This is a genomic window from Sulfitobacter sp. 1A15299, from assembly GCF_043556915.1.
Classification (GTDB): Bacteria; Pseudomonadota; Alphaproteobacteria; order Rhodobacterales; family Rhodobacteraceae; genus Sulfitobacter.
Map to the genome: position 1 here is coordinate 1 of NZ_JBIFFJ010000025.1, position 24,481 is coordinate 24,481.

Here is a 24,481-nt window from a genome sequence, read left to right on the forward strand (position 1 = left end):
TCCATTCAAACCTCCCTTTTGGAAGGTTGAATCAAACCTCAGGTGATTTGAAAATCCTCAATGTCCACAGGCCCTAGTCCTTTCTGGTTTGGGAAAGGGCGTCGGCTTTCTCGCTCTGGGGAGAGGCGGGGAGGTCTGGAAGCCCGTTCGATGCAATCATATTAAGGCGCGGTAAGGGGCGGTTACAAAGCAACTCGGTTCACGGCCCGGTGTCAGAACGAGACCCGGCGCGATTGGATCGTAACAAATTGCCACCGCCCCGTAAGATACTGTTATCAGTGTGTTATCTACGCGCCGCCGACCGGGACTTATGGCGCTGGTCGGCCTGGCGAGAAGCGTTCAAGACCTGTTACATAGCCGTCGAAAAAACCTGTGTGCCGCCGCCGCGGGCAACCTCTTTGGCCTGTGTGAAATGTTTCAATCCTACTAACCGACCGAGAGGCACAAAAACGCCCGAAGCGGGTATCGTCCGCTCCGGGCTGGTTGATCCGACCGAAAAGAATATTCAGCCGATGGGTTCGTAGAGTACCACGCGGGTGTTCATTGGCACGCGGTCATAAAGCTCGGCCATCTGATCGTTCACCAGTCGAGCACAGCCGTTTGAGACGCGTTTGCCCAAAGTGGAGGCGTCATTGGTGCCATGGATGCGCAGGAATGTGTCGCCGCGCTCTTCGGTAAAGAGATAGAGGGCGCGCGACCCCAGCGGATTGTCCAAGCCGCCCTCCATACCATCGGCGTATTTCTCGTATTTCTCCGGCTCGCGGTCGATCATATCCGGGGTAGGGGTCCAGCTGGGCCATTCCTTCTTGGCGCCAACAAAGAACTCGCCGGATTCGTAGAGACCGGGGCGGCCAACGCCCACGGTATAACGCCACGCCATATTGTCGGGCAGCGTCCAGTAGAGCGCGAAATTGTCGGGATCGACGTGGATCTCATAGGGCGGTGCGCCTGCCGCGATCGGCACCTGGCGCGGCATCATGTCTGGCGGCACGTCATAGTTCGGCATTTCCTTGGGTGGATGCGCCAGCGCGGGTGTGGCAAGGCCACTGCCAAATGCGGCACCGCTGGCGGCTACACCGGTGATGAAATGTCGTCTCTTCATTGCGTCGTTCCCCTATTCTTCAATCGCGTGTTGAAAGGGAAACCGTTTCAGCGCCTTGCTGTTCCATCGCGGGCGCAGGTTCACAAACTCTTGTAGAGATAAGGCAGCGTGTCACCCCGATAGCCTGTCGATCACGCCCTGCGCCCAACGGTCGGCGGATTGACCAAAGCAATCGTGCAGGGAATCCACCGCCGTCACACTACCAAGCGCGAGCCGACCCAGCAGGCAAAGGCCCGGCACGGGGCGTCCGTCACGCCCGCGCAGCGTGCCGTCAGGCGCGGTCGCTGCGGCCAGATCGGAGGACAAGGGGGACAGAAAACCTTGAGAGATGAGATCGGGCAGAGGCGGCCCCACGATGCCCGAGAGGTTCGGCGCAGGCAGCACCGCGTCGACGATGACCGACACCTCCGCCGCGTGCCCCTCCACCTGCAATGTCCAGCCTTGGGCGCTATTTGTGATCTCTGGATTGGTGGCGAAGGACAGGTCGACCAGCTCCGCGTCGATCAGGGCCAAAAGCTCCCGTGCGGAGGATAGCGGCGGGCCGTAGGAATATCGTTTCAACCCTTCGTCGAAGTCGATCAGCCGCTTGGCCGTCTGGGGGCATGCGTTGCCCGGGTTGAAAGCCGCGCGCCATGCGTCCTGCCATTTGCGCCAGACTTGCCCGACTGTGTAGCCAATGCTCGGCGCGACCTCACCGGCGGCCAGGTCTATCCCGTGGCGCAGCGTCTCCAGCGGCGGCGACTGGTCCTGCGCGCCAGGGTCTGACCATTCGGCGTCCAACCAGTTTTCGATCTGCTCCGCCCGTACATTCTGAGGCGTGAGGATACGCACGACCACGGGCAGCAGGGCGTCTGAGATCAACGAGGGTGCCGCCTCGGGCCGCGTACCGACCGCAGCGATAGCGGCTTGGGAGAAACCTGCGGTCTCTTCCGGTGTCGGGTCGAACAGCGCGTCGAAAGCGGCATTCTGCGGCTTTGGAAATGGGGGGTGCCCGTTGAGCGAGAAGGGCAGAATACGGCTCGGCTCCCGGCCCGAGGCATGATAGCCCACCGTATCGAAGCGCCCGCCTAGAGCCATGGTCAGGCCGCGCAACACGTCATAGGTCGACAGGCCCAAGCCCCGGATTGCGACATGCTTGCCCTGCCATGTCGCCGCCTGCGCGCGCAGCTTTGCTGCCGGATAGGCCTGCGCGACTTCCGCCCCGCTCCTCGCCGCGTGCTCCTGCCATTCCGCCCATTGCGCGTCTAGCGCGACAGAGGGCTGCCCGAGGGTGAGGAGCACTTCGTCATATCGCGCTTCCGATCCGCTTTCGGATTGCACACGCCAGCCCGAAGCCGCGGGTGAGATGCGGGCCACGGAGGCGGGCAGCACCCTGCAAGTCACACCGGTTTTCGTAAAACCCTGCGCAAAAAGATCATCCCGCCGCGCCATGAGGTAGCGGCCCATCTCGGCGCGGGAGGGGAAACTGTCGGGATCGACAGGGCGGTCTTGCCACTGGGCGAAATGTCCGACACGCGACCCCTTTGGCGGACGGATGGCGATATCGCGGTTTGGGATGTTGAGCAGACAATAGGCGGGCTCCGAGGGGGCGAAGTTCGGACCCGCACCGGGATGGGGGCCGGGCTCGTAGATGTCGATCTCTATCCGCCGTTCTGTCCCTATAAGCCGATGCGCCAGAGCCTCCAACGCGCCAAGGCCGCGCGGCCCGAAACCGATCACCGCAATCCGCGCTGTCTTTACCTGCATCTCTCTCCCCGGCATGTCTTTGGCGCGACCGTAGAGCCGTACCACCGCCAGCGAAAGCCCACAGGTGACAAAATCGCGCAACAAAAAAGGCACCCGAAGGCGCCCTTAACAATTCACTCATGCCGTCCGGGAGGCTGCGATCAGCCGCCCCAGCTGCGCACCGAGCCGCAGTCCATATGGGTGAAGTTCGAACCGGAGTAGCGCCCGACACCGCCACCACGACAAGCCATCGCCGCGCGGGCCACCTGATGCACCGAACGCGAGGCGAGGCGCAGGTCAGCGGCCTGACCTTTGAGGTGCAGCGAATTCTTGGCCACACCGCTGGAACGGGAGCGCAGCATCGCGTTGGTTTTCGGGCTGCGGTAGCCGGAGAGGAGCATATAGGGCTCGTTCACATCCAGCAGATTATGCGACGCGGCCATGATGTCGATGGTGCGCAGGTCCATGTTGATGACATCGTCGGTCCGCCAGTCGCGCATGAAGTGGTTGATCTCGGCAAAGGCGTCTTTGATATAGTGGCCTTCGATCCAATAGATCATGTCCAGCCGCTCACCCGTGCGGCCCGAATACATGCGGATGCGGCGAATGTCGCCTGCACCGCGCAGAAAGCCTGCCGCGTTCGAGAAGGTGGGAGCTGCTGCAACGGTGGTTGCTGCGAATGCGCCGAGAAGGGCGCGCCGGGTCATCCCCGAGGAGCTTTTGCCTGTCATGTGTCTCTGTCCCGTCGTCTGCCTAAGTTACCCAAGATGTTACATGGGCCATTCATCTCATCCCCAGATGCAACATTGTTATTGCATAGCGGGAAAATCTGACCAAGGGCTGAATCGGAATGGTTCCCGAGTGGTTCAAATTTAGGCGAGTTTTTGCGCAATGGAGTTAAAAAACCCAATGTTTACTGGGGAAACCGATGCGCAATCCGCACAGGCCATCACGCGTTTTTCCTGCGAACGGAAATTTGAATGGACTTGCGCGTAGTAATATTGGCAAACCGGGCAGGCAATAGGGTCGCGCGGCGGCAATGGTATATTCACGGGGTACGACATGGGATTCAGCGCGACTTTTTCACGGAAATTGCCCAAATTCATCGCAGGATTTGCCCTGTTGATTTCGGCACTGGCCCTTGCCGCGCCTGCCACGGCGCAGGTCACCGCTTTCAAACAAGCCGTCGCCGAAGCTGCTGCCCAAGACGATGACATCGCGGCCTTCTACCGCGAGAACGACTATACCGCCATCTGGACCGGGGCCGCCGAAGAACACCGCGCGCGCCGGTCGGAGCTGATGCGGGCGATCACCACGGCGGATGATCATGGCCTGCCGGTCACCCGCTACAACCCCGATGCCGTGTTGGAAATGCTGCGCACGGCCAAGACCCCGCGCGACCGGGGATTCGCCGAGGTGGAGTTGAGCCGCGTGTTCCTGCGCTATGCCCGCGACGTACAGACCGGTGTGCTGATCCCGAAACGGATCATCAGTCAGATCGTGCGCGAAATTCCGTATCGTGACCGCAAGACCTATCTGCAAGACCTGCCCAAATCGACACCCGCCGCTTATTTCCGCGCCCTGCCGCCGCGCAGCCTTGAGTATAATGCGCTGCTGAAAGAGAAGATCGCGATGGAAAAGCTGCTGTCGCAGGGCGGCTGGGGCCCCTTGGTGCCCGCAGGCAAGCTTGAGCCGGGCGATACCGGGAACGACGTGATCGCGCTGCGCAACCGCCTAATTGCCATGGGTTATCTGGAACGGTCCAACGCCGTGAGCTATGACGCCAGCCTGACCGAAGCCGTGCGCCAGTTCCAAGAGGCCCATGGGCTGAACACCGATGGCGTCGCCGGTCCGGCCACGATGAAGCAGATCAACATCGGCGTCGAGCAGCGGTTGCAATCGGTCATGGTGGCACTGGAGCGTGAGCGTTGGTTCAACACCGACCGCGGCAAACGTCATATCCTTGTGAACATCCCCGACTTTTCGGCCAAGATCATCGACGATGGCAAGATCACCTTCCAGACCCGCTCGGTCGTGGGGGCCGCGCGCGAAGACCGCCCAACGCCCGAATTCTCGGACGTGATGGAGCATATGGTGGTGAACCCAAGCTGGTATGTGCCGCGGTCGATCGTGACCGGAGAATACCTGCCGCAGCTCAAGCGCAACCCCTATGCGGTCAATCATATTGAGATCACCGACAGCCGGGGCCGCAAGGTGAACCGCGGCGCGGTGAACTTTAACCGCTACACCGCGCGGACCTTCCCCTTTTCCATGCGCCAACCGCCCAGCAACACCAATGCCTTGGGTCTGGTGAAGTTCATGTTCCCCAACAAATACAACATCTACCTGCACGACACCCCGGCCAAGAGCCTGTTTGACCGCGATGTGCGCGCCTTCAGCCATGGCTGCGTGCGTTTGGCCGAGCCGTTTGAATTCGCCTATGCGCTGCTGGCCCGGCAATCAGCAGACCCGGAAGGTGAGTTTCAGACAGTGCTGCGCAGCGGACGCGAGACCCGGATCGTCTTGGAAGAGCAGGTGCCGGTGCATCTGATCTACCGCACCGCCGTCACCAACGCCCGTGGTCACACCGAATACCGCCACGACGTATATGGCCGGGATGCGCTGATCTGGAACGCGCTCGCCAAGGCGGGGGTGGCCTTGCGCGGCGTTCAGGGGTAACTCTCGGGCGCGCAACAAGTAAGGGCCGCCCGAAATGACCTATAGTGTTCAGCAAATCGCCAAAGCCGTCGGCGCTCGCGCCGAGGGCGACATCGAACTCAAGGTAAGCGGCGTCGCCGAACCCGCCAGCGCCAAATCGGGCGAAATGGCACTGGCGATGGACCCGCGCTATGCCAGCAGCCTTTCCGATGGCGCTGCCGAAGTGGCGATGCTTTGGGAAGGGGCCGATTGGCGCGCTCTGGGCCTCAAGGCCGCGATCCTGCCCAACCGCCCGCGCTATGCGCTATCCGGCGTCACGCGGATGCTCGACAAGGGGCAGGGGTTCAAGCCGGGCATTCACCCCACCGCCGTGATCGACCCCGAGGCCCTGCTGGGCGAGGGCGTCTCGGTCGGGCCCTTGGCGGTGATCTCTGCCGGTGCGCGGATCGGCGCGGGCAGCGTCATCGGGCCGCTGTGTTTTGTCGGCGTGGATGCGACATTGGGCGAGGGCTGCTTCCTGCGCGAACATGTCAGCATCGGCGCGCGGGTCACCATCGGATCGGGTTTCATCGCCCAATCGGGCGTGCGCTTGGGCGGCGACGGTTTCTCTTTCGTGACGGCCGAACTTTCCACCGTGGAAAGCGCGCGGCAAACGCTGGGTGATCAGGGCGATGCCGCGCCCCAGCCTTGGACCCGTATCCATTCGCTCGGCGCCGTGAGTATCGGCGCGAATGTGGAAATGGGCATGGGCTCTACCATCGACAACGGCACCATTCGGGACACGCAGGTCGGCGACGGCACGAAAATCGACAACCTCGTGCATATCGGTCACAACGCGGTGATTGGCAAAAACTGCCTGCTCTGCGGGCAGGCAGGCGTTGGCGGCTCGACCCGCGTGGGCGACAATGTGGTGCTCGGCGGGCAGGTCGGTCTGGCCGACAATATCACCATTGGCGACCGGGTTATTGCGGGCGGGGGGACCATTGTGCTTTCCAACGTGCCCGAGGGGCGCACCATGCTAGGCTACCCCGCCACCCAGATGAGCAAGCAAACCGAAATCTACAAAGCGCTGCGCCGGTTGCCCAAGCTGCTGCGTGATGTCGCGGCCCTGCAAAAGGTGGTTTCCAAAGCCGACAAGGCTGACTAAACCTGCCGCGGACATATGTTGGGGGACGCCGCATGAGCACTCAGGATCAGGTCATTACCATCCTCGCCGAACAGGCCATGATCGAGCCAGAGGATGTCACGCTCGACAGCACGCTCGAAGACCTCGGGATCGACAGCATGGGTGTCGTGGAATGCATCTTTGCGATTGAAGAGACATTCGACATCAACGTGCCTTTCAACGCCAACAGCCCCAGCGAGAGCGATTTCGACATCTCGACCGTGCGCAGCATCGTCGCCGGGGTGGAGCGGCTGCAAGCCGAACAGAGCTAAGCGATGCGGCGCGTTGTCATCACCGGCGCGGGCACGATCAACGCTCTGGGCCTGTCGGTGCCCGAGACACTGGCGGCCATGCGCGAGGGCAAATGCGGGATCGGCCCGCTGGAGTTCCGGGATGTGGAGCGGCTGGCCATCCGCATCGGCGGTCAGGTGCGCGGGTTCGAGGCCGAGGGCCGCTACAACCGCCAGCAAATCGCGCTTTATGATCGGTTCACGCAATTCACCCTTACCGCCGCCCGCGAGGCGATCGAGCAATCGGGCCTGACCTTCACCGATGAGTTGGCCGCCCGCGCCGGGGTGGTGCTGGGCACGGCGGGGGGCGGGGTCTCCACATGGGACGACAATTACCGCGCGGTCTATGAAGAGGGCAAAAATCGGGTGCATCCCTTCGTGGTGCCCAAGCTGATGAACAACGCTGCGGCCAGCCATGTCAGCATGGAATGGAACCTGCGCGGGCCGTCCTTCACCGTCTCCACCGCCTGTGCCTCGTCGAACCACGCCATGGCGCAGGCCTTTGCCATGGTCCGCTCCGGCATGAGCCCTGTGATGGTGACGGGCGGATCGGAATCCATGCTTTGCTTCGGCGGGGTGAAAGCATGGGAAGGGCTGCGCGTGATGAGTCGCGATGCCTGCCGCCCCTTCTCGGCCAATCGCAACGGAATGGTGCAGGGCGAGGGCGCGGGGGTCTTTGTCTTTGAAGACTATGACCACGCCCGGGCGCGGGGGGCCGAGATCCTCTGCGAAGTGGCCGGTTTCGCCATGACCTCGGATGCCAGTGACATCGTCATGCCCTCCAAGGCCGGGGCCGCGCGGGCGATGCAAGGGGCGCTGGCCGACGCGGGCATCAACCGCGAAGAGGTCGGCTATATCAACGCCCATGGCACCGGGACCGCGGCGAATGACAAGACCGAATGTGCCGCCGTGGCGGATGTCTTTGGCACCCATGCGGACCGGTTGATGATCTCTTCCACAAAGTCGATGCATGGCCATGTCATCGGTGGCACCGGCGCGGTTGAGCTTTTGGCCTGTATCATGGCGCTGCGCGATGGGGTGATCGCGCCGACCATCGGCTATGAGGAACCCGACCCCGAATGCGCGCTCGACGTGGTGCCCAATGAAGCGCGCGATGCGCAGGTCGATGTGGCGCTCAGCAATGCTTTCGCCTTTGGCGGGATGAATGCCGTGCTGGCGCTGCGCCGCGCCTGAGCGACGCGCGGCCATAAAAAATGCCGCCCCCAAGGTCGGGCGCGGCATCCAAATCGGTAAATTCCGGTCTTACTGTTCGATCACCGAGACTTCGTCGTAGCTGGCGGTGAAGCCGTCGAGCGAGAGGGTCAGTTTCACTTCCTGATCCGGGGCCAGCGCGGGCACGATGGTCATCACCGCTTCTTTGCCGCGTTTGAAGGCGCCGATATCGGCATCGGTCAGGCCCATGCGTACATAGCAGCCCACGGGGTTGCAGAAGGCATAGGGGTAGCGGCGGGCCTTGCCACCGTCGACCGACAGGGTCAGCTGCGCGGGCAGGGCGGTCTCAAGCGGGACGACAACCGTGGCACCGGCCTTGGCCTGTCCCCCATCGGGCAGACGGAAGAGCGAGACTTCGGCAACCGGCGCGCCTTCGCCATCGGCGAGGAGTTGATACATCTGGCAGGGGTCGACCTCTTCCTCGGTCTTGATGCAGCGCATCTCCCAGGAACCGATCTCTTTCTTGGTGTAGGGCTTGCCAAGATCGGGGTCTTTGTCCGCATCTTCGCCAAGGCTCAGCTGCTCTTCGATCTGGGCGGCATTGCCGCTGGTGCCGGGCTGGGGCTGCTGCTCTTCGGTCTGGGTGGTGTCTTCTTCCGTGGCGGTCTGGGCGAAAGCCGTCATCGGGGCCGTCAGTGCAAGCGCTGCACAAAGCGGCAGGGCGGTCATAAACTTGCTCATGTCATATCCACATTTGTTGCGTTACCGCCCCTTACCACGCCACCTGAGGATTGTCAGCGGCTTGGGCCGCATTTCAATCATGGTCCGGGCAATTTCATGCCGACCCCATGATCGCGGTTTTCCCGTAATGTCAGAAGCTTAACGACCAAAAATGCAAAAGGGGACGCAGCGCGCCCCCTTTCCGTGTACTTTCTCCCCGTCGGACTGGGCCGACTTATTAATGCCACGTTAGGCAAGCGCGTGATGCCGGTCAACAGGAAAAATGCGACAATCTGTCAGGGTTTTAGCACGACCTACGGCAGAAAAAGGGCCGCACCCGAAGGCGCGGCCAAGTCTAACAGGGAGGAAGTACACCCACCCGATGAAAGGACATGCGGGCGGGATGCCTTCACTATGGCGCGCAAAGGTTAAGTTTGTATGCTCTGGTGGAACGGACGAATGGCTAAAATTGACAGAAAGGCCCTAGCGTGAGCAGTGACATCTTTATCGGCGGCGGCGGTCCCGACCATGCGACTAAGCAGTTCCTCGATCTTGGCTATGCCAACCGCCACGGGCTGATCGCCGGGGCGACGGGCACGGGCAAAACAGTGACGCTGCAAATCCTTGCCGAGGGCTTTGCCAATGCCGGGGTGCCGGTGTTCCTGTCGGATGTGAAGGGCGATCTGTCCGGCCTTGCCGTCGCGGGGAGTGAGGCCGCAAAATTGCACGGCGCTTTCACCGAACGCGCGGCCAAGATCGGCTTTGACGACTATCGCTATCAATCCTTCCCGGTGACCCTTTGGGATCTCTTTGGCGCGCAGGGCCACCCCGTCCGCACCACGGTTTCCGAGATGGGGCCGCTGCTCATCGCGCAGTTGCTGAGCCTATCGGAGGCACAGGAGGGCATCCTGAACATCGCCTTCCGCGTGGCCGATGAAGAGGGGATGCCGCTTTTGGACCTGAAAGACCTGCAATCCCTGCTGGTCTGGGTCGGCGAGAATGCGAAGGACTTGGCGCTGCGCTATGGCAATGTCTCGACCGCCTCCGTCGGCACCATCCAGCGGCGGCTGCTGGTGCTGGAAAACCAAGGCGGGGCGCAGTTGTTTGGCGAACCGGCACTGGCGCTCTCGGACCTGATGCGCCGTGATGACGAGGGACGCGGGCGGATCAACATCCTCGCTGCTGACAAGCTCATGGCCTCGCCCAAACTCTATGCGACTTTCCTTTTGTGGCTCATGTCCGAACTGTTCGAGGAACTGCCCGAGGTGGGCGACCCCGACAAACCGAAACTCGTGTTTTTCTTCGACGAGGCGCATCTGCTGTTCGACGATGCGCCCAAGGCGCTGGTCGATAAGGTGGAACAGGTGGCGCGGCTGATCCGCTCCAAGGGCGTGGGCGTCTATTTCGTAACCCAGAACCCCGCCGATGTGCCCGACGATATCCTTGGCCAGCTTGGCAACCGCATCCAACACGCGCTGCGCGCCTTTACCGCGCGGGACCGTAAGGAACTGCGCCAAGCCGCCGAGACCTACCGCGAGAACCCGCGTTTCGACACCGAAGAGGCAATCCGCGAGGTCGGTGTGGGCGAGGCCGTGACCTCTATGTTGCAACGCAAGGGCGTGCCGGGTGTGGTGGAGCGTACCTTGATCCGGCCGCCGTCTTCGCGGCTCGGTCCGATCACCGTGGCAGAGCGTGCGGCGGTGCTGGCGGACTCCGATCTGGCAGGCAAATACGAGACCGTGCAGGACCGCGAGTCGGCCTATGAAATGCTGAAGGCCCGCGCAGAGGCGGCGGCCAAAGAGGCAGAAAAGATCGAAGCCGCGGCAGAGGCCGAGGACGCGGCCGCGCGTGAGTTTCAAAAGGCCCGCCGCTATGGCGGGGTGCGCAGCGGCGGCAGCAGGTCAAGCGGCAAGGCGACGGACGGTTTCGGCGATGCCATCGCAAGCGCGGTGATCAAGGAACTTAAAGGCACCACCGGGCGCCGGATCGTGCGCGGCATCTTGGGCGGATTGTTCAAGGGGCGTTGAAGCGGCCCGAAAAATGTAAAAGGGGCGCGGCATTGCGACCGCGCCCCTCTTTATCTTGTGAAGCTCAGCGAGCGTTACCGCTCGGGGATCAACCCACGCGGGCTGAAGCGCAGCACCAAGAGCAGGACGATGCCCATGGTCAGAAGTCGCATATGCGCCGCGCTCTCGATCAGATGGGCCTTCAGCGCCGACCCTTCGGACATGCCCGCCGTGATCAGGCTCATCAGCCACAGACCCATCGGCTCGACCTGCACCCAAAGGAACCAGATCAGGAAGCCACCGAGGATCGCGCCGAAGTTATTGCCCGACCCGCCAACGATCACCATCACCCAAATCAGGAAGGTGAAGCGCAGCGGCTGGTAGGTGCCGGGTGTGAGCTGGCTGTCCATCGTGGTCATCATCGCGCCTGCGATGCCGCAAATGGCGGAGCCGAGGATGAAGACCTGTAGATGCCGCGCGGTCACGTCCTTGCCCATGGCCTCCGCCGCGACTTCGTTGTCACGGATCGCGCGCAGCATCCGGCCCCATGGCGAGTGCAGCGCACGCTGGCTCATCCACAACAGGACGATCAGAACCGCCGCGAAGAGCGCGATATAGAGCAGTTTGACCCAAAGCGTCGAGGCGTCTACCGGATCGAAGCCAAGGCCCGCCGCACGTTCCACGAAAGCAGGGTTGTTTTGCAGGTCGATCTCGTAGGGAACCGGACGGGGCAGGCCGATCACGTTCTTCACGCCACGGCTCATCCAGTCTTCGTTTTTCAGCACCGCGATGATGATCTCGGCAATCCCCAGCGTTGCAATCGCCAGATAGTCCGACCGCAGGCCAAGGGCCGTCTTGCCGATCAGCCACGCCGCGCCAGCGGCAAAGAGGCCGCCCACGGGCCAAGAGATCAGCACCGGCAAGCCAAGCCCGCCGAGATAGCCGGTCTGCGCGGGGTTGATCGCCTCGACCGCCTGAACGGCGGGGTCGAGCAGGGCACGGAAAATGAAGAAACCGATGACCAAGACCGCGATCACCGAAAGCGTGCGCAGCGGGCCCGGGGCCATCCGTTTCATCAGCATGACCGCCGCCACCACGGTGCCCGCCCCAAGCGCCAGCGCCCCCAGAATGGCGAAACCACCGGTGGACCAAGCGCCTTCGGTCGGGGGCATGGAGACCAGCACAGCCGCCAGACCGCCAAGCGCCACAAACCCCATGACGCCCACGTTGAACAGCCCCGCAAAGCCCCATTGCAGGTTCACCCCAAGCGCCATGATCGAAGAGATCAGACCCATGGCGATGATCAGCAGAGCCGAATTCCAGCTTTGGGCAAAGCCGGTGTAGATGATCATCAGGGCGATGATCGCGAAAAGGATCGTGTTTTTCACAGTCTGGGTCATACCGATTTCCCTTTGAACAGGCCGGTGGGCTTGATCAGCAGAACGATCAGAAGAATGACGAAGCTGACCGCAAATTTGTAATCCGTGCTCATGAGCTGCACCAAGCCGTCCGGCTGCAACCCTTCGGGCATCACATAGCCCAGCACTTTTTTCCATGCATAGGTGATCGTGACCTCGCTGAATGCGATCACGAAACCGCCCGCGATGGCCCCCACCGGAGAGCCGAGCCCGCCGACGATGGCCGCCGCGAAGATCGGCAGCAGAAGCTGGAAATAGGTGAAGGGTTTGAACGACTTATCAAGGCCGTAGAGCGTGCCTGCGATGGTCGCCAAGGCGGCCACGATCATCCATGTGATCATCACCACCCGCTCGGGGTTGATGCCCGACAAAAGCGCCAGATCCTCGTTATCGGAATAGGCGCGCATGGATTTGCCCGCCCGCGTCTTGTTGAGGAACCAAAACAGCAGCGCCACGACGATGATCGCGGTGACGATAGTGATGCCTTGGGTGGTCTTGAAGGCCAGACCTTCATCAAGCCCGGTCATCTCTTTGAAATCCCGTGCCGACATGATGAAGCGCTGCCCGTCGAGGAAGTTCTGGTCGTCCGCGCCGATGATGAAGCGGGTGATCCCGTTGTAGATGAAGGTCACGCCAAGCGAGACGATCACAAGGATCACCGGTTTGGCCTTCTGTTCACGGTAGAACTTGTAGACCACCCTGTCGGTGCCGAGCACCAGCAGCATGGTAAAGGCGATGCCGAAGGGCAGGGCCAGAAGCGCCGTGGGCAGCACGCCCAAGCTGAGGCCCATGGACTGGAACAGCCATGTCATCAGGATCGTCGCCATGGTCCCCATGGCCATCGTGTCGCCATGGGCGAAGTTTGAAAACCGCAGAATGCCGTAGACCAGCGTCACCCCAAGCGCGCCGAGCGCCAGTTGCGAGCCATAGGCGATGCCCGGAATGAGCACATAGTTCGAAAGTGCAATGAAAGCGTTGAGCAGATCCATGTTCAGCCCCCCAGAAACGATTTGCGGACTTCAGGATCGGCCAAAAGCTCTTTGCCGGTGCCGGTAAAGGCATTCGCCCCCTGCACAAGCACATAGCCTTTGTCCGCGATCTCAAGCGCTTGACGGGCGTTTTGTTCGACCATCAGGATCGGGATGCCGGTGCGGGCGACCTCGATGATGCGGTCGAAAAGCTCGTCCATGACGATGGGCGAGACACCCGCCGTCGGCTCATCCAGCATCAGCACCTTGGGCTGGGTCATCAGCGCGCGGCCCACGGCCACCTGCTGGCGTTGCCCGCCAGAAAGCTCGCCCGCCGCCTGATGGCGCTTTTCCTTGAGGATCGGGAAAAGGTCATAGACCTGCGCCATCGTATCGCGAAAGTCATCGCGGCGGATGAAAGCGCCCATCTCAAGGTTCTCTTCGACCGACATGGAGGTGAAGATGTTCGAGGTCTGGGGCACGAAACCCATGCCCTTGGCCACACGGTCCTGCGGGCTGAGTTCGGTGATGTCTTCACCATCCAGCCGCACATGGCCCTTGCGCATATCGAGCATGCCGAAGACCGCCTTCATGCCGGTGGACTTGCCCGCCCCGTTGGGGCCGACGATCACCGCGATCTCGCCGCGGTCCACCGCGATGGTGCAATCATGCAGGATGTCGGGGCCGTTGCCGTAGCCCGCCGTCATGCCATCACCGATCAGGAAGGGGCCGCCGGGGGCGGGGTGGGTTTTGCCGCTGGCCTTGGGCATGATACTGCCTTGGCCCTTTGCGTTGCCGACCGACCAATCTTTGTTGCCGCGGTCGCCGTAGGGATCATTGCTCATGCGCCTACCTTGTCCTTGTTCTTCAGCCCGGTGCCGAGATAGGCCTCGATCACCTGTTCGTTCGCCTTGATCTCATCCAGCGTGCCTTCGGCCAGAACGTGGCCCTCAGCCATACAGATCACCGGGTCGCAAAGGCGGCCAATGAAATCCATGTCATGCTCGATCACAACGAAGGTGTAGTTGCGCTCTTGGTTAAGGCGAATAATCGCGTCGCCGATGGTGTTTAGCAGCGTGCGGTTCACGCCCGCGCCGACCTCGTCCAGAAAGACGATCTTGGCGTCGACCATCATGGTGCGGCCAAGTTCCAGCAGCTTTTTCTGCCCGCCCGAGATCTGGCCCGCTTTCTGTTCGGCCAGATGTTCGATGGTCAGAAACTCCAGCACCTCGTCGGCCTTGGCCTTCAGCGCGCGCTCCTCATTGGCGATGCGCTTGGTGCCGAACCATGTGTTCCACAGCGTCTCGCCCGACTGGTTGCCCGGCACCATCATCAGGTTCTCGCGACAGGACATCGAAGAAAACTCATGCGCGATCTGGAAAGTGCGCAGAAGCCCCTTGTGGAACAGCTCATGCGGGGGCAGGCCGGTGATGTCCTCCCCGTCCATGGTGACGCGGCCCGAAGTGGGCTGAAGCACGCCGGCAATTACGTTGAACAGCGTGGTTTTCCCCGCGCCATTGGGGCCGATCAAACCGGTGATCGATCCTTTCTCGATCGACAGGCTTGCCCCGTCGACGGCGTGAAACCCGCCGAAGTGTTTGTGTACGTCGTCTACGACGATCATATGTCCATCCCCGTGTCCGCCACCTTGTGGCTGGTTTTTATTGGTCGTCATATGGGCCGCGCAGGCAGATGCGCGCCGCCATACCAGTTTACAATGCGCTGAGAATCTTGGAAGGGACCGCTGCGGCCCTGATCTGAAGAAAGCTTTGCGTTGCCTTGTCAGAGGCAGATTGCGCCGCATCGCCGAAATCACGTTCAGCAAAATACATGCCCAAAGCCCTGACCGAGACGGCCATACGTTGCTTTTTCATCCTGTCCTCCCAGACGGGACGTGTTTTCCACGTCCTCAATAGGGGATTTGTACTGGCTGCCTGCGCGGAAGAAAAGCCGATTTCCTAAGCAAAAGGCCCGATCGCACTGCAACCGGGCCTTTCATAGCGGTTAGATGGTGGCGCCGATCAGCGGTAGCCGACCGTGACCATCTTGCCGTCCTTCATCTCGATCTCGCGGTAGTTGCCCGCGCTCTCGCCCGGACCGATCAGCTCGACCGCCGAGGCACCGACATAGTCCACGTCGCCGCCGTCTTTGATGATCTGAAGCGCTTTGCCCAGTTCACCCGGCAGGATTTTCTCACCCGGGGCGTTGGCGACTTCCATCACCTTTTCCTTATACGCCGCCGGATCGTTGGAGCCTGCCGCCTGCATCGCCAGCAGCATCAGCGCCGCCGCGTCGTAGGATTCAGGCGAGAAGGCGTTGGTCGGCTCGAAACCGGCTTCCTTGCCCATCTTCTTGTAGTTGTCGGGGCCTTCGCCCGCCGCACTGGGGTTCTGACCAAAGGAGCCATCCGCGATCTCGGCGAATTTCTCTTCCAGTGTGTCGGAGACCATGCCGTCGGGGAACATGAAGGTGTCGAATGCGCCAGCGTCCAGCGCGCCGTTCACGATGCCCGCGCCACCTTGGTCAACATAGCCTGCCACGACCAGAACCTCACCACCGGCGGAGGCCAACGCGCCGACTTCGGCGGAGTAGTCCGCTTTGCCGTCTTCATGCGAGGTGTTGATGGTCACGGTGCCGCCGGATTCTTTATAGGCGGTCTCAAAGCTGTCGGCCAAGCCTTTACCATAGTCGTTGTTGGTATAGGTGACGGCGACTTCCTTGATGCCACGGTCGTTCAGGATGTCGGCCATGACCTGACCCTGACGGGCGTCCGACGGCGAGGTGCGGAAGAACAGACCGTTGTCTTCAACCGTCGACAACGCCGGGGATGTCGCGGAGGGCGAGATCATCACGATACCGTTCGGAATGGCGACGTTTTGCAGCGAGGCGGTCGTCTCACCCGAGCACATGCCGCCCACGATGCCGCTCACGCGGTCGGAGGTGATTAGACGCTCAGCCGAGGCCACGGCAAGGCCTGCGTCGATGCAGCCGGTGTCGCCACGCTCGGAAGTCACGGTGGCGCCGTCGAGGAACAGGCCGCTCTCGTTAACCTCGGAAATCGCCAATTCGGCGCCGGCAGCCATGTCATTGGCCAGCGATTCCAGCGGGCCGGTGAAGCCCAGCAGAATGCCGATTTTGGTGTCCTCCGCCTGCGCGCCAGTGGCGAGCAGAGCAACGGCCGTTGTGGCCATCAGTATTTTTTTCATTTGGTACTCTCCCTTAGTTGAACTCTCGTTCTGATCGAACGTTAGGTCGTGGTTTCGAAAAAGAAAAGGCGATTTATAAAGTGTTTTTCGCGGGCGGGTTTTCGCGTGGACCGGGAACGATGGTGGAAATGGGCGGTGCGCTGGCTATGTCTTGATCCAAGCCCCCATGCCCAAAGGAGCCTGCCCATGACCCGCGCAAAACACCTCGCCACCGCCGCCTTCATCAGTCTCGGCAGCCTTTGCGCCGCAGGCGCCGCCACAGCGCAGAGCGGTCTCACGATCACCCCCATGGCCGAGGATCTCGAAGCCCCTTGGGGCGTTGCCCCCTTGCCCGGTGGCGGTCTGTTGGTGACCGAGAAGGCCGGGCGGTTGCTCTACCAAAAGGACGACACAGGGCATGAGGTCTCGGGCCTGCCGGAGGTGGCCGTGGTCGGGCAGGGCGGCCTGCTGGACATCACCTTAGCCGGGGATTTCGAACAGAGCCGCCTGCTGTTCCTGACCTATGCCAAACCCCAAGAAGGCGGCGGCGCGGGGACCGCCTTGGCCAGCGCGCGCCTGTCGGAGGATGCCCGCAGTCTGGAAAACCTGACCGAGCTTTTCGCCATGAAACCGGGCAGCAACGGCGGCCAGCATTTCGGCTCGCGCGTGGTCGAAGCGCCGGATGGCACGCTGCTGGTGACCATCGGCGAACGCGGCGATCGTCCGGCGGCGCAGGACCGCAGCACCCATAATGGCAGCATCATCCGCGTGAACCGCGACGGCTCTGTCCCCGATGACAATCCCTTTGTCGACACGCCCGACGTGCTGCCCGAAATCTGGTCCTACGGCCATCGCAACCCGCAAGGGGCGGGGCTGGATCTGGAGGGGCGGCTTTGGGTGTCGGAACACGGTGCCAAGGGCGGGGATGAGGTGAACCGTATCACCAAGGGCACGAATTACGGCTGGCCCGTGATTTCCTACGGGGAACACTATTCGGGCGCGAAGATCGGTGAGGGCAGGGCGAAAAAGGGCATGGCACAGCCCGAATTCTATTGGGATCCCTCCATCGCGCCTGCGGGGCTGATGGTCTATTCCGGCGCGCTTTTCCCTGAATGGGAGGGTGATATCTTTGTCGGCTCGCTCAAGTTCGACTATATCGCCCGGCTAAGCGGCACGCCGCTGGAAGAGGTGGCGCAGATCAAAACCGCCGAGACCGCCCGCGTGCGCGATGTCGTCGAAGGGCCGGAGGGCGGGATCTGGTTCATCTCAGAGGTCAACGGCACCGTCTACCGGATCACGCCCTGACCCTCAGGCGGGCTGCCGGGTGGATTGGCTGCCGCGTTCGCGATAGGGCGTGGTCTGGTAGTGCGCCCGGTAGCATTTCGAAAAATGCGAGGGCGAGGCAAAGCCGCAGGCCAGTGCCACGTTGATCACGCTCATATCCGTTTGCATCAACAGGTTGCGCGCCTTTTGTAGCCGCAGCTCCATATAATACCGTTTTGGGCTGCGGTTGAGGTAGCGGCGAAACAAACGCTCTAGCTGCCGGGTCGACATGCCCACGTCACGGGCGAGGATGGAGGGGCTGATCGGCTCTTCGATGTTGCGCTCCATCTGCTGGATCACTTGGGAAAGCTTGGGATGCCGCACGCCGATTCGCGTGGGCACCGACAGGCGTTGCGTGTCTTGATCGGTGCGGATCGAGGAATAAATGAGCTGATCCGCCACGGCATTGGCCGTCTCCTCACCGTGATCATCAGCGATGAGTTTCAGCATCATGTCCAAAGAAGAGGTGCCGCCCGCCGTGGTCAGCCGGTTGCCGTCGACCACGAAGACAGATTTCGTCAGAATTACCTCTTCGAATTCCTCGCCGAAACTGTCCTGATTCTCCCAGTGGATCGTCGCGCGTTTGCCGTCGAGCAGCCCCGCCTTGGCCAGCGTATGCGCCGCGGTGCACAGCCCGCCGACAACCAGCCCCTTGCGCGCCTCGCGGCGCAGCCATGCCAGCAGCTTTTTGGTGGTCGCGGCCTGCACGCCGATGCCGCCGCAGATCATGATGGTATCGTCGCGGCCCAACTCCTCAAGCCCGCCGTCCAACGCGAAAACTGCGCCGGAGGAGCTTGCACAGGTCTCACCGCTTTCGCCCACGACCCGCCATTCATAGACCTCGCGTTCGAGCATACGGTTGGTGATCCGCAGACACTCCACCGCCGAGGCAAAACTCAGCAGCGTGAAATTCTCCAACAACACAAAGACGAAGCGCCGCGGCTTGTCGGTCTGGGGGGGCATGCGGGTGGCCGGGCGCGGTTGGGACATCACGGCGTCTTTCTCTTCAGGTCGTCTCTGCCGACAAGTGCCATGGCCGCCAGAACTTGCCGGAAACATTGCCCACGGGCCTGTCGCCACGTCAATAGGGCGCATTTCGGTTCTGGTCACTTTCCCCGCGCCTTTGTATAGAGAAAGATCACGAAGCGCCGACACTCGGCGCTGTGGAGCGGAGTAGAAAGATGACAGACTGGAGCACCTCGAGCTGGCGCAGCAAACCGCGCGTCCAGATGCCCGATTACCCTGACCAAGCCGCATTGGAAGCGGTTGAGGCACAGTTGGCACGCTATCCGGTCCTCGTTTTTGCAGGCGAAGCCCGCCGGTTGAAGAAACATCTGGCGGCCGCGGGCCGTGGCGACGCCTTCCTTTTGCAGGGCGGCGACTGCGCGGAGAGCTTTGAGCAATTCAGCTCGGACGCCATTCGCGACACCTTCAAGGTGATGTTGCAGATGGCCATCGTGCTGACCCATGGGGCCAAGGTGCCGGTGATCAAACTGGGGCGCATGGCCGGCCAATTCGCCAAGCCGCGCTCGGCCCCGACCGAAGTGGTGGATGGCGTGGAACTGCCCAGCTACCGCGGCGACATCATCAACGATCTGGCCTTCAACGAAGCGGCGCGCATCCCCGACCCGCAGAAGATGCTGCGCGCCTATACGCAGGCCGCCGCCACGCTGAACCTGTTGCGCGCGTTTTCGACCGGGGGTTACGCCGACGTGCATCAGGTCCACGGCTGGACGCTGGGGTTCACCGACGACGAAAAGGCCGAGAAATACCGCGAGATCGCCAACCGCATCTCCGACACGCTTGATTTCATGGCCGCCGCCGGGGTCACTGCCGAAACCGCGCATACGCTGCAATCTGTGGAGTTCTACACCAGCCACGAGGCGCTGCTGTTGGAGTATGAGGAGGCGCTTTGCCGCCGCGACAGCCAGACCGGCAAGTGGCTTGCAGGCTCGGGTCACATGATCTGGATCGGCGACCGCACGCGACAGCCCGACGGGGCGCATGTGGAGTTTGCCAGCGGCGTGCAAAACCCGATCGGCCTGAAATGTGGCCCCTCGATGACCAGCGATGACCTCAAACAGTTGATGGCCAAGCTGAACCCCGAGAATGAAGAGGGCCGTCTCACCCTGATCTCGCGCTTTGGTGCGGGGCAGGTGGGCGATCACCTGCCGCGTTTGATCAAGACCGTTCAGGAAGAGGGCGCCAATGTCGTCTGGACCTGTGACGCGATGCACGGGAACACGATCAAATCCTCGACGGGCTACAAGACCCGGCCTTTCGATTCCGTGCTGCGCGAAGTGCATGAGTTCTTTGCCGTGCATAACGCCGAAGGCTCCGTCCCCGGCGGTGTGCATTTCGAGATGACCGGCCAAGACGTGACCGAATGCACCGGCGGTGTGCGGGCGGTCAGCGACGAAGACCTGTCGGACCGTTACCACACAGCCTGCGACCCGCGGCTCAACGCCAGCCAGTCGCTGGAACTGGCCTTCCTCGTGGCCGAGGAACTGTCGAACCGCCGCGTGGCACAGACGGCGCGGGCCGCCGGGTAACGGCTTCGGCCTGCGCTTGATTGTGACGAAAGAAACGCCGTCCCGTTTTCCGAGGCGGCGTTTTCGCGTTCCGAGGGCGGCGGACGGGCTATTCCTGCTCTGACTTCACCAGACGCAGATAGGGCGGGATGTCACCCGGCGGGGCGGTGGTGAAGCGCGCTTTCGGCTCTGCAAAACCGGTGTCGCGTGGCAAAAGCGGTTCATGCAGCGGATCGGCAAAGCGCACAGGTTTGGCCAGCCGCCCAAAGGCGCTGTGCCGCGTGGCCTGCGCCAGACCGAAGCGCCGCGGGGTTTGGCCGATCTGCCCCAGCACGACGAGACAGCCCAGCACCCGGCTGACATCGCCCAGATCGCTTTTTAGCGGCAAGAGCAACATCCGCCCCGTCAACGCAGGCCGCCCATAGGCCGCCGCCGCAGCCAAATGCAGCGTGGTCTGGCCCGGCATCTGAAGCACTTCTTCCAGCGCCTCGCTGACGCAGGGGCGCGCCTCTGTGCTGAAAAAGGCGGTGATCGGCATGCCGCGCACCTCCATCCCCATGAGGTCACGCAGATGGCCGCCCGCGATCCGCAACCGTCCGACGCCCACGGCGACACGTTCGAGGATGAAGGCATATTGCAATGCCTGTTCGATCCCGCGCGGGTCGATATCGGACCGCCGCGGCATCAATCTGTTGCCGCGCAGGGCTTCCCAATAGGCTTCGACCTGCGCCAGCGGCCCATAGCCAACATGCGTCCGATGATCTGACATGGCGACAACATTCTGCGCGGTGTGGCTTGTATTGCCCATCGAAACTCACCCCTAAGGACTTGGCCAATACAGCAGCCGTTCTTGCAACGACAGCGGCACAATGCGGCCGAAAACATTACCAAATCATTAATACCGCAGGCGGTTAAGGAATTCGTCCCGCTTTCGCTGAAGTGGTTAACGCCTGCGCCACGCGAACCGCCGGACCGAGGGGCCGGGGGCTTGCCCCTCGCGGGGGTTTCGCCGTAAGGCAGGGCATGTCCGCCCTCGCAAGGAACGCGCCGATGATCAGGTCCATGACAGGTTTCGCCTCAGCCTCCGGCGCTTTGGAGGGTTGGAGCTGGTCTTGGGAGCTGCGCGCGGTCAACGGCAAGGGGCTCGACCTGCGGCTGCGCGTGCCCGATTGGGTTGAGGGGCTCGAGGCCGCCCTGCGCAAGCAGATTTCGGCAAAGGTGGCGCGGGGCAATATCACCTGCAACCTGCGCATCTCCTCGGCCGACAGTGACGGCAGCTTGCAGATCAACGAGGCGCATGTCGACACGCTGTTAACGGCCCTGCATGAGATCGAAGCCCGTGCGATGGATGCCGGTGTGTCGCTGGCGCCCTCGCGGGCGAGCGACATTCTGACCATGCGCGGCGTGCTGGAACAGGCCGATCAGGCGCAGGACATCGGCGCGCTGCGCGCCGCTTTGCTGGCGGAAGTCCCGACCCTGTTGCGTGATTTCAACGAGATGCGCGCGCAGGAAGGCGCGGCGCTGGCCCGTGTGATGCAAGAGCAGTTGACCGAGATCGAAAACCGCGCCGCCGAAGCCGCAGCCTTGGCCGAGGCCCGCAAGGAAGAGACCGCTGCCCAATTGCGCCGCAACCTGGCGCGCGTGCTCGACAACAGCGAGGGCGCGGATGCGGACCGGGTGGCGCAGGAGCTGGCCCTGATCGCGGTCAAAGCCGATGTCACCGAAGAGATCGACCGCCTTGCCGCCCATGTCGCCGCCGCGCGCGCGCTGATCGGGCAGGGCGGGCCGGTTGGGCGCAAGCTGGATTTCCTGATGCAGGAGTTCAACCGCGAAGCCAACACGCTCTGTTCCAAGGCGCAGAGCACCGAATTGACGACCGTCGGTCTGGCCCTGAAGGCGGTGATCGACCAAATGCGCGAACAAGTGCAAAATGTGGAGTAAGACGTGACAAACCCAAGCCGACGCGGCCTTCTGATCATCCTCAGTTCCCCCTCCGGGGCGGGCAAATCGACCATGGCCCGCGCCCTGCGCGCATGGGATCCGACGATCAACTTCTCGGTCTCCGCCACCACCCGCGCCCCCCGTCCGGGCGAAGAGGACGGCAAGGATTACCGCTTTGTCGGCGAAGAGGAGTTCCGGCAGGCCGTGGCTGAGGGCGAAATGCTGGAACACGCCCATGTCTTTGGCAATTTCTACGGCTCCCCCAAAGCCCCCGTGCAGGCAGCGATCAGTGAGGGGCAGGACATTCTTTTCGACATCGACTGGCAGGGCGCACAGCAGATCCGCAACTCGGATCTAAACACGCACACGCTGTCGATCTTCCTGCTGCCGCCCTCGATCACCGAATTGAAACGCCGTTTGGAGAGCCGGGGGCAGGACGATGCCGCCACCATCGCCAAGCGCATGGGCAAAAGCTGGGATGAGATCAGCCACTGGGACGGCTATGACTTTGTGCTCGTCAACGACGACCTTGACCAGACGGAGGCGCGGCTGAAATCCATCATCACCGCCGCCCGGCTGCGGCTGAGCCAACAGCCCGCCATCAAGGATCACGTTCGCCGTCTGCAATCCGAATTCGAGGAATTGAAATGACCCTCTACGCCCTCGCCGATGCCCGCCCCGAAGTCTCCCCCGATGCATGGGTCGCGCCTGATGCCAATGTCATCGGCAAGGTGACACTCGGCCCCGAAGCCTCTGTCTGGTTCGGCAGCACCCTGCGCGGCGACAATGAGATGATCACCGTGGGGCGCGGCAGCAATGTGCAGGAGAACTGCGTCTTTCACACCGATATGGGCTATCCGCTGACCGTGGGCGAAGATTGCACCATCGGCCATAAGGTCATGCTGCATGGCTGCACCATCGGCGACAACACTTTGATCGGGATGGGGGCCACGGTGCTGAATGGTGCCAAGATCGGTAAGAACTGCTTGATCGGGGCAGGGGCGCTGATCACCGAAAACAAGGTGATCCCCGATGGGTCGCTCGTCATGGGTGTGCCGGGCAAAGTGGTGCGTGAGCTTGATGCGCAAGCGATCCAGCGGCTGACCGCGAGTGCCAAACACTATGCCGAGAACGCCACGCGCTTCCGCCGCGATCTTGAACCGCTCTGACATGGGCAGCACCGCCGTAACCCTTTCCGATGTGGTGGCGGCCCTGCCGCTGCCAAGCGTTGCCATCAATGCCGAAGAGCGGATCACCGTTCTGAACGCGCCCGCCGAGGATTTGCTGGGCAAGGGGCTGCTGGGCCGCCATTTCGTCACCGCGCTGCGCCAGCCGGGGCTGGTCGAAGCGGTCGAGCGCTGTCTCGCGGGCGCGGGCCCCTGCCAAGCGCGCTTTACCAGCATCGGCGGCGAACATGGCACCACCTATGACGTCAGCCTGCGCCCGGTGGGGGACCACGGGATTGTCCTGCTCAGTTTCAACGATGTGACGGAGATGGCGCAGGCAGGCCAAATGCGCCGCGATTTCGTGGCCAACGTGAGCCATGAGCTGCGCACCCCGCTCACCGCGCTCATCGGGTTCATTGAGACGCTACAAGGCCCGGCACGCGACGACACGGCGGCGCGCGAGCGGTTTCTGGGGATCATGGCGCAAGAGGCCGAACGGATGAACCGGCTGGTGGGCGAGCTTTTGTCGCTCAGCCGGGTCGAAGCCGAAGAGCGCGTGCGCCCCGAGGCGCCGGTTGATCTGCGCGATGTGCTGCGCGGGACCCTGCGCAACCTCGCGCCGCTGGCGGTGGACAGCAATGTGACGCTGGCGCCCAAACTGGGCGATGCACCGGCCTCTGTGCTGGGCGATGCAGATCAGTTGGTGCAGGTCTTTACCAACCTTATCGAGAACGCGATCAAATACGGCGGGCGCGACAACCGGGTCGAGATTTCGGTCGCGCACACAGCCCATGACCCGGCGATGCGTGGCCCCGCGGTTTACGTAAGCGTGCGCGACCATGGCCCCGGGATCGACGCGATCCACCTGCCGCGGCTGACCGAACGGTTCTACCGGGTTGACAGCCACCGCAGCCGCGCGCTTGGCGGAACGGGGCTGGGTCTGGCCATCGTCAAACATATCATGAATCGCCACCGCGGGCGGCTCAAGATCACCAGCACCCCCGGCGAAGGGGCCGAATTTCGCGTGATTTTGCCGATGAAAGCGGGTTCTGACTGATTTTTGCAGAAATTTGGTGATTCACGCCGACTGTCATGAAACTGTAACGTTGC

General features: G+C 62.4%; 23 protein-coding genes. 11 read left to right on the forward strand and 12 right to left on the reverse strand.

Annotated elements, in window-relative coordinates:
• Positions 1–505: 505 nt before the first annotated feature.
• From ACGYK7_RS15765 to ACGYK7_RS15775, 3 genes are all read right to left on the reverse strand, one after another.
• Positions 506–1,102 carry a L,D-transpeptidase gene (locus tag ACGYK7_RS15765; RefSeq protein WP_394403454.1) on the reverse strand — a complete coding sequence of 199 codons (597 nt, stop codon included), beginning with the start codon at positions 1,100–1,102 and terminating at the stop codon, positions 506–508.
• Positions 1,103–1,213: 111 nt separating this feature from the next.
• Positions 1,214–2,941, reverse strand: a complete 1,728-nt coding sequence (locus ACGYK7_RS15770) for an FAD/NAD(P)-binding protein (protein ID WP_394403455.1) — start codon at positions 2,939–2,941, stop codon at positions 1,214–1,216.
• A gap of 47 nt (positions 2,942–2,988) precedes the next feature.
• Positions 2,989–3,558 carry a YcbK family protein gene (locus ACGYK7_RS15775; protein ID WP_394403456.1) on the reverse strand — a complete coding sequence of 190 codons (570 nt, stop codon included), beginning with the start codon at positions 3,556–3,558 and terminating at the stop codon, positions 2,989–2,991.
• Positions 3,559–3,889: 331 nt separating this feature from the next.
• Between ACGYK7_RS15775 and ACGYK7_RS15780 the strand changes: the two genes are divergently transcribed.
• Genes ACGYK7_RS15780 through ACGYK7_RS15795 form a run of 4 tightly spaced genes read left to right on the forward strand, consistent with a single transcriptional unit; the run spans position 3,890 to position 8,134 of the window.
• Positions 3,890–5,506 (forward strand): murein L,D-transpeptidase, encoded by a 1,617-nt coding sequence (locus ACGYK7_RS15780; RefSeq protein ID WP_394403457.1) that lies wholly within the window; start codon positions 3,890–3,892, stop codon positions 5,504–5,506.
• A 34-nt stretch (positions 5,507–5,540) separates the two neighbouring features.
• On the forward strand, positions 5,541–6,632 hold the full coding sequence (gene lpxD / locus ACGYK7_RS15785; protein WP_394403458.1) for a UDP-3-O-(3-hydroxymyristoyl)glucosamine N-acyltransferase: 1,092 nt from the start codon (positions 5,541–5,543) through the stop codon (positions 6,630–6,632).
• Between the two features lie 32 nt (positions 6,633–6,664).
• Complete coding sequence (locus tag ACGYK7_RS15790) at positions 6,665–6,922, forward strand: acyl carrier protein (RefSeq protein ID WP_209217782.1); 258 nt, start codon at positions 6,665–6,667, stop codon at positions 6,920–6,922.
• 3 nt (positions 6,923–6,925) lie between these two features.
• The gene (locus ACGYK7_RS15795) at positions 6,926–8,134 is read left to right on the forward strand and encodes a beta-ketoacyl-[acyl-carrier-protein] synthase family protein (RefSeq protein ID WP_394403459.1); all 1,209 of its coding nucleotides are present in this window, start codon (positions 6,926–6,928) and stop codon (positions 8,132–8,134) included.
• A gap of 69 nt (positions 8,135–8,203) precedes the next feature.
• On the opposite strand, the gene ACGYK7_RS15800 is transcribed toward ACGYK7_RS15795, so the two are convergent.
• A complete protein-coding gene (locus ACGYK7_RS15800; protein ID WP_394403460.1) occupies positions 8,204–8,854 on the reverse strand; it encodes an invasion associated locus B family protein in 651 nt (216 codons plus the stop codon).
• Positions 8,855–9,321: 467 nt separating this feature from the next.
• Here ACGYK7_RS15800 and ACGYK7_RS15805 point away from each other — a divergent pair, with 467 nt between their 5' ends.
• Entirely contained in the window at positions 9,322–10,860 is a 1,539-nt protein-coding gene (locus ACGYK7_RS15805; protein WP_394403461.1) for a helicase HerA-like domain-containing protein, read from the forward strand.
• Between the two features lie 74 nt (positions 10,861–10,934).
• Here the strand turns inward: ACGYK7_RS15805 and ACGYK7_RS15810 are convergent, their stop codons facing one another.
• From ACGYK7_RS15810 to ACGYK7_RS15835, 6 genes are all read right to left on the reverse strand, one after another.
• Positions 10,935–12,239, reverse strand: coding sequence for a branched-chain amino acid ABC transporter permease (locus tag ACGYK7_RS15810; protein WP_394403462.1), 1,305 nt, complete (start codon positions 12,237–12,239; stop codon positions 10,935–10,937).
• Positions 12,236–13,246: a branched-chain amino acid ABC transporter permease gene (locus tag ACGYK7_RS15815; protein WP_394403463.1), complete on the reverse strand. Its 1,011-nt coding sequence runs from the start codon at positions 13,244–13,246 to the stop codon at positions 12,236–12,238. Before ACGYK7_RS15815 ends, ACGYK7_RS15810 begins: the two co-directional genes overlap by 4 nt.
• 2 nt (positions 13,247–13,248) lie before the next feature.
• The gene (locus ACGYK7_RS15820) at positions 13,249–14,070 is read right to left on the reverse strand and encodes an ABC transporter ATP-binding protein (RefSeq protein WP_271687269.1); all 822 of its coding nucleotides are present in this window, start codon (positions 14,068–14,070) and stop codon (positions 13,249–13,251) included.
• A complete protein-coding gene (locus tag ACGYK7_RS15825) occupies positions 14,067–14,849 on the reverse strand; it encodes an ABC transporter ATP-binding protein (RefSeq protein ID WP_067266791.1) in 783 nt (260 codons plus the stop codon). The genes ACGYK7_RS15820 and ACGYK7_RS15825 overlap by 4 nt, the downstream gene beginning before the upstream one ends.
• A gap of 88 nt (positions 14,850–14,937) precedes the next feature.
• Positions 14,938–15,099, reverse strand: a complete 162-nt coding sequence (locus tag ACGYK7_RS15830; RefSeq protein WP_394403464.1) for a hypothetical protein — start codon at positions 15,097–15,099, stop codon at positions 14,938–14,940.
• Positions 15,100–15,246: 147 nt separating this feature from the next.
• Complete coding sequence (locus tag ACGYK7_RS15835) at positions 15,247–16,431, reverse strand: ABC transporter substrate-binding protein (RefSeq protein ID WP_394403465.1); 1,185 nt, start codon at positions 16,429–16,431, stop codon at positions 15,247–15,249.
• Between the two features lie 186 nt (positions 16,432–16,617).
• On the opposite strand from ACGYK7_RS15835, the gene ACGYK7_RS15840 reads away from it, so the two are divergent.
• A complete protein-coding gene (locus tag ACGYK7_RS15840) occupies positions 16,618–17,715 on the forward strand; it encodes a PQQ-dependent sugar dehydrogenase (RefSeq protein WP_394403466.1) in 1,098 nt (365 codons plus the stop codon).
• Positions 17,716–17,718: 3 nt separating this feature from the next.
• Here the strand turns inward: ACGYK7_RS15840 and ACGYK7_RS15845 are convergent, their stop codons facing one another.
• Positions 17,719–18,723 (reverse strand): GlxA family transcriptional regulator, encoded by a 1,005-nt coding sequence (locus ACGYK7_RS15845; RefSeq protein ID WP_394403467.1) that lies wholly within the window; start codon positions 18,721–18,723, stop codon positions 17,719–17,721.
• A gap of 191 nt (positions 18,724–18,914) precedes the next feature.
• Between ACGYK7_RS15845 and ACGYK7_RS15850 the strand changes: the two genes are divergently transcribed.
• Positions 18,915–20,285, forward strand: a complete 1,371-nt coding sequence (locus ACGYK7_RS15850) for a class II 3-deoxy-7-phosphoheptulonate synthase (RefSeq protein ID WP_394403468.1) — start codon at positions 18,915–18,917, stop codon at positions 20,283–20,285.
• Between the two features lie 88 nt (positions 20,286–20,373).
• Here ACGYK7_RS15850 and ACGYK7_RS15855 read toward each other — a convergent pair whose 3' ends face one another.
• Positions 20,374–21,033, reverse strand: a complete 660-nt coding sequence (locus ACGYK7_RS15855; protein ID WP_394403469.1) for a PAS domain-containing protein — start codon at positions 21,031–21,033, stop codon at positions 20,374–20,376.
• A gap of 281 nt (positions 21,034–21,314) precedes the next feature.
• Here ACGYK7_RS15855 and ACGYK7_RS15860 point away from each other — a divergent pair, with 281 nt between their 5' ends.
• From ACGYK7_RS15860 to ACGYK7_RS15875, 4 genes are read left to right on the forward strand one after another with little or no spacing between them, the layout of a single operon-like run.
• Positions 21,315–22,205, forward strand: a complete 891-nt coding sequence (locus ACGYK7_RS15860; RefSeq protein WP_394403470.1) for a YicC/YloC family endoribonuclease — start codon at positions 21,315–21,317, stop codon at positions 22,203–22,205.
• A gap of 3 nt (positions 22,206–22,208) precedes the next feature.
• Complete coding sequence (gmk, locus tag ACGYK7_RS15865; protein WP_394403471.1) at positions 22,209–22,856, forward strand: guanylate kinase; 648 nt, start codon at positions 22,209–22,211, stop codon at positions 22,854–22,856.
• On the forward strand, positions 22,853–23,374 hold the full coding sequence (locus tag ACGYK7_RS15870) for a gamma carbonic anhydrase family protein (protein ID WP_394403472.1): 522 nt from the start codon (positions 22,853–22,855) through the stop codon (positions 23,372–23,374). Before gmk ends, ACGYK7_RS15870 begins: the two co-directional genes overlap by 4 nt.
• 1 nt (position 23,375) lies before the next feature.
• Complete coding sequence (locus ACGYK7_RS15875) at positions 23,376–24,428, forward strand: ATP-binding protein (protein ID WP_394403473.1); 1,053 nt, start codon at positions 23,376–23,378, stop codon at positions 24,426–24,428.
• Positions 24,429–24,481 lie beyond the last annotated feature (53 nt).

What these genes read in the sequence shown, in the direction of transcription:
- ACGYK7_RS15765 (WP_394403454.1), bottom strand. Translation starts at nt 1,102, where the DNA reads ATGAAGAGACGACATTTCATCACCGGTGTAGCCGCCAGCGGTGCCGCA.
- ACGYK7_RS15775 (WP_394403456.1), bottom strand. Translation starts at nt 3,558, where the DNA reads ATGACAGGCAAAAGCTCCTCGGGGATGACCCGGCGCGCCCTTCTCGGC.
- ACGYK7_RS15780 (WP_394403457.1), top strand. Translation starts at nt 3,890, where the DNA reads ATGGGATTCAGCGCGACTTTTTCACGGAAATTGCCCAAATTCATCGCA.
- lpxD (WP_394403458.1), top strand. Translation starts at nt 5,541, where the DNA reads ATGACCTATAGTGTTCAGCAAATCGCCAAAGCCGTCGGCGCTCGCGCC.
- ACGYK7_RS15790 (WP_209217782.1), top strand. Translation starts at nt 6,665, where the DNA reads ATGAGCACTCAGGATCAGGTCATTACCATCCTCGCCGAACAGGCCATG.
- ACGYK7_RS15795 (WP_394403459.1), top strand. Translation starts at nt 6,926, where the DNA reads ATGCGGCGCGTTGTCATCACCGGCGCGGGCACGATCAACGCTCTGGGC.
- ACGYK7_RS15800 (WP_394403460.1), bottom strand. Translation starts at nt 8,854, where the DNA reads ATGAGCAAGTTTATGACCGCCCTGCCGCTTTGTGCAGCGCTTGCACTG.
- ACGYK7_RS15810 (WP_394403462.1), bottom strand. Translation starts at nt 12,239, where the DNA reads ATGACCCAGACTGTGAAAAACACGATCCTTTTCGCGATCATCGCCCTG.
- ACGYK7_RS15815 (WP_394403463.1), bottom strand. Translation starts at nt 13,246, where the DNA reads ATGGATCTGCTCAACGCTTTCATTGCACTTTCGAACTATGTGCTCATT.
- ACGYK7_RS15820 (WP_271687269.1), bottom strand. Translation starts at nt 14,070, where the DNA reads ATGAGCAATGATCCCTACGGCGACCGCGGCAACAAAGATTGGTCGGTC.
- ACGYK7_RS15825 (WP_067266791.1), bottom strand. Translation starts at nt 14,849, where the DNA reads ATGATCGTCGTAGACGACGTACACAAACACTTCGGCGGGTTTCACGCC.
- ACGYK7_RS15830 (WP_394403464.1), bottom strand. Translation starts at nt 15,099, where the DNA reads ATGAAAAAGCAACGTATGGCCGTCTCGGTCAGGGCTTTGGGCATGTAT.
- ACGYK7_RS15835 (WP_394403465.1), bottom strand. Translation starts at nt 16,431, where the DNA reads ATGAAAAAAATACTGATGGCCACAACGGCCGTTGCTCTGCTCGCCACT.
- ACGYK7_RS15840 (WP_394403466.1), top strand. Translation starts at nt 16,618, where the DNA reads ATGACCCGCGCAAAACACCTCGCCACCGCCGCCTTCATCAGTCTCGGC.
- ACGYK7_RS15845 (WP_394403467.1), bottom strand. Translation starts at nt 18,723, where the DNA reads ATGTCCCAACCGCGCCCGGCCACCCGCATGCCCCCCCAGACCGACAAG.
- ACGYK7_RS15850 (WP_394403468.1), top strand. Translation starts at nt 18,915, where the DNA reads ATGACAGACTGGAGCACCTCGAGCTGGCGCAGCAAACCGCGCGTCCAG.
- ACGYK7_RS15855 (WP_394403469.1), bottom strand. Translation starts at nt 21,033, where the DNA reads ATGTCAGATCATCGGACGCATGTTGGCTATGGGCCGCTGGCGCAGGTC.
- ACGYK7_RS15860 (WP_394403470.1), top strand. Translation starts at nt 21,315, where the DNA reads ATGATCAGGTCCATGACAGGTTTCGCCTCAGCCTCCGGCGCTTTGGAG.
- ACGYK7_RS15870 (WP_394403472.1), top strand. Translation starts at nt 22,853, where the DNA reads ATGACCCTCTACGCCCTCGCCGATGCCCGCCCCGAAGTCTCCCCCGAT.
- ACGYK7_RS15875 (WP_394403473.1), top strand. Translation starts at nt 23,376, where the DNA reads ATGGGCAGCACCGCCGTAACCCTTTCCGATGTGGTGGCGGCCCTGCCG.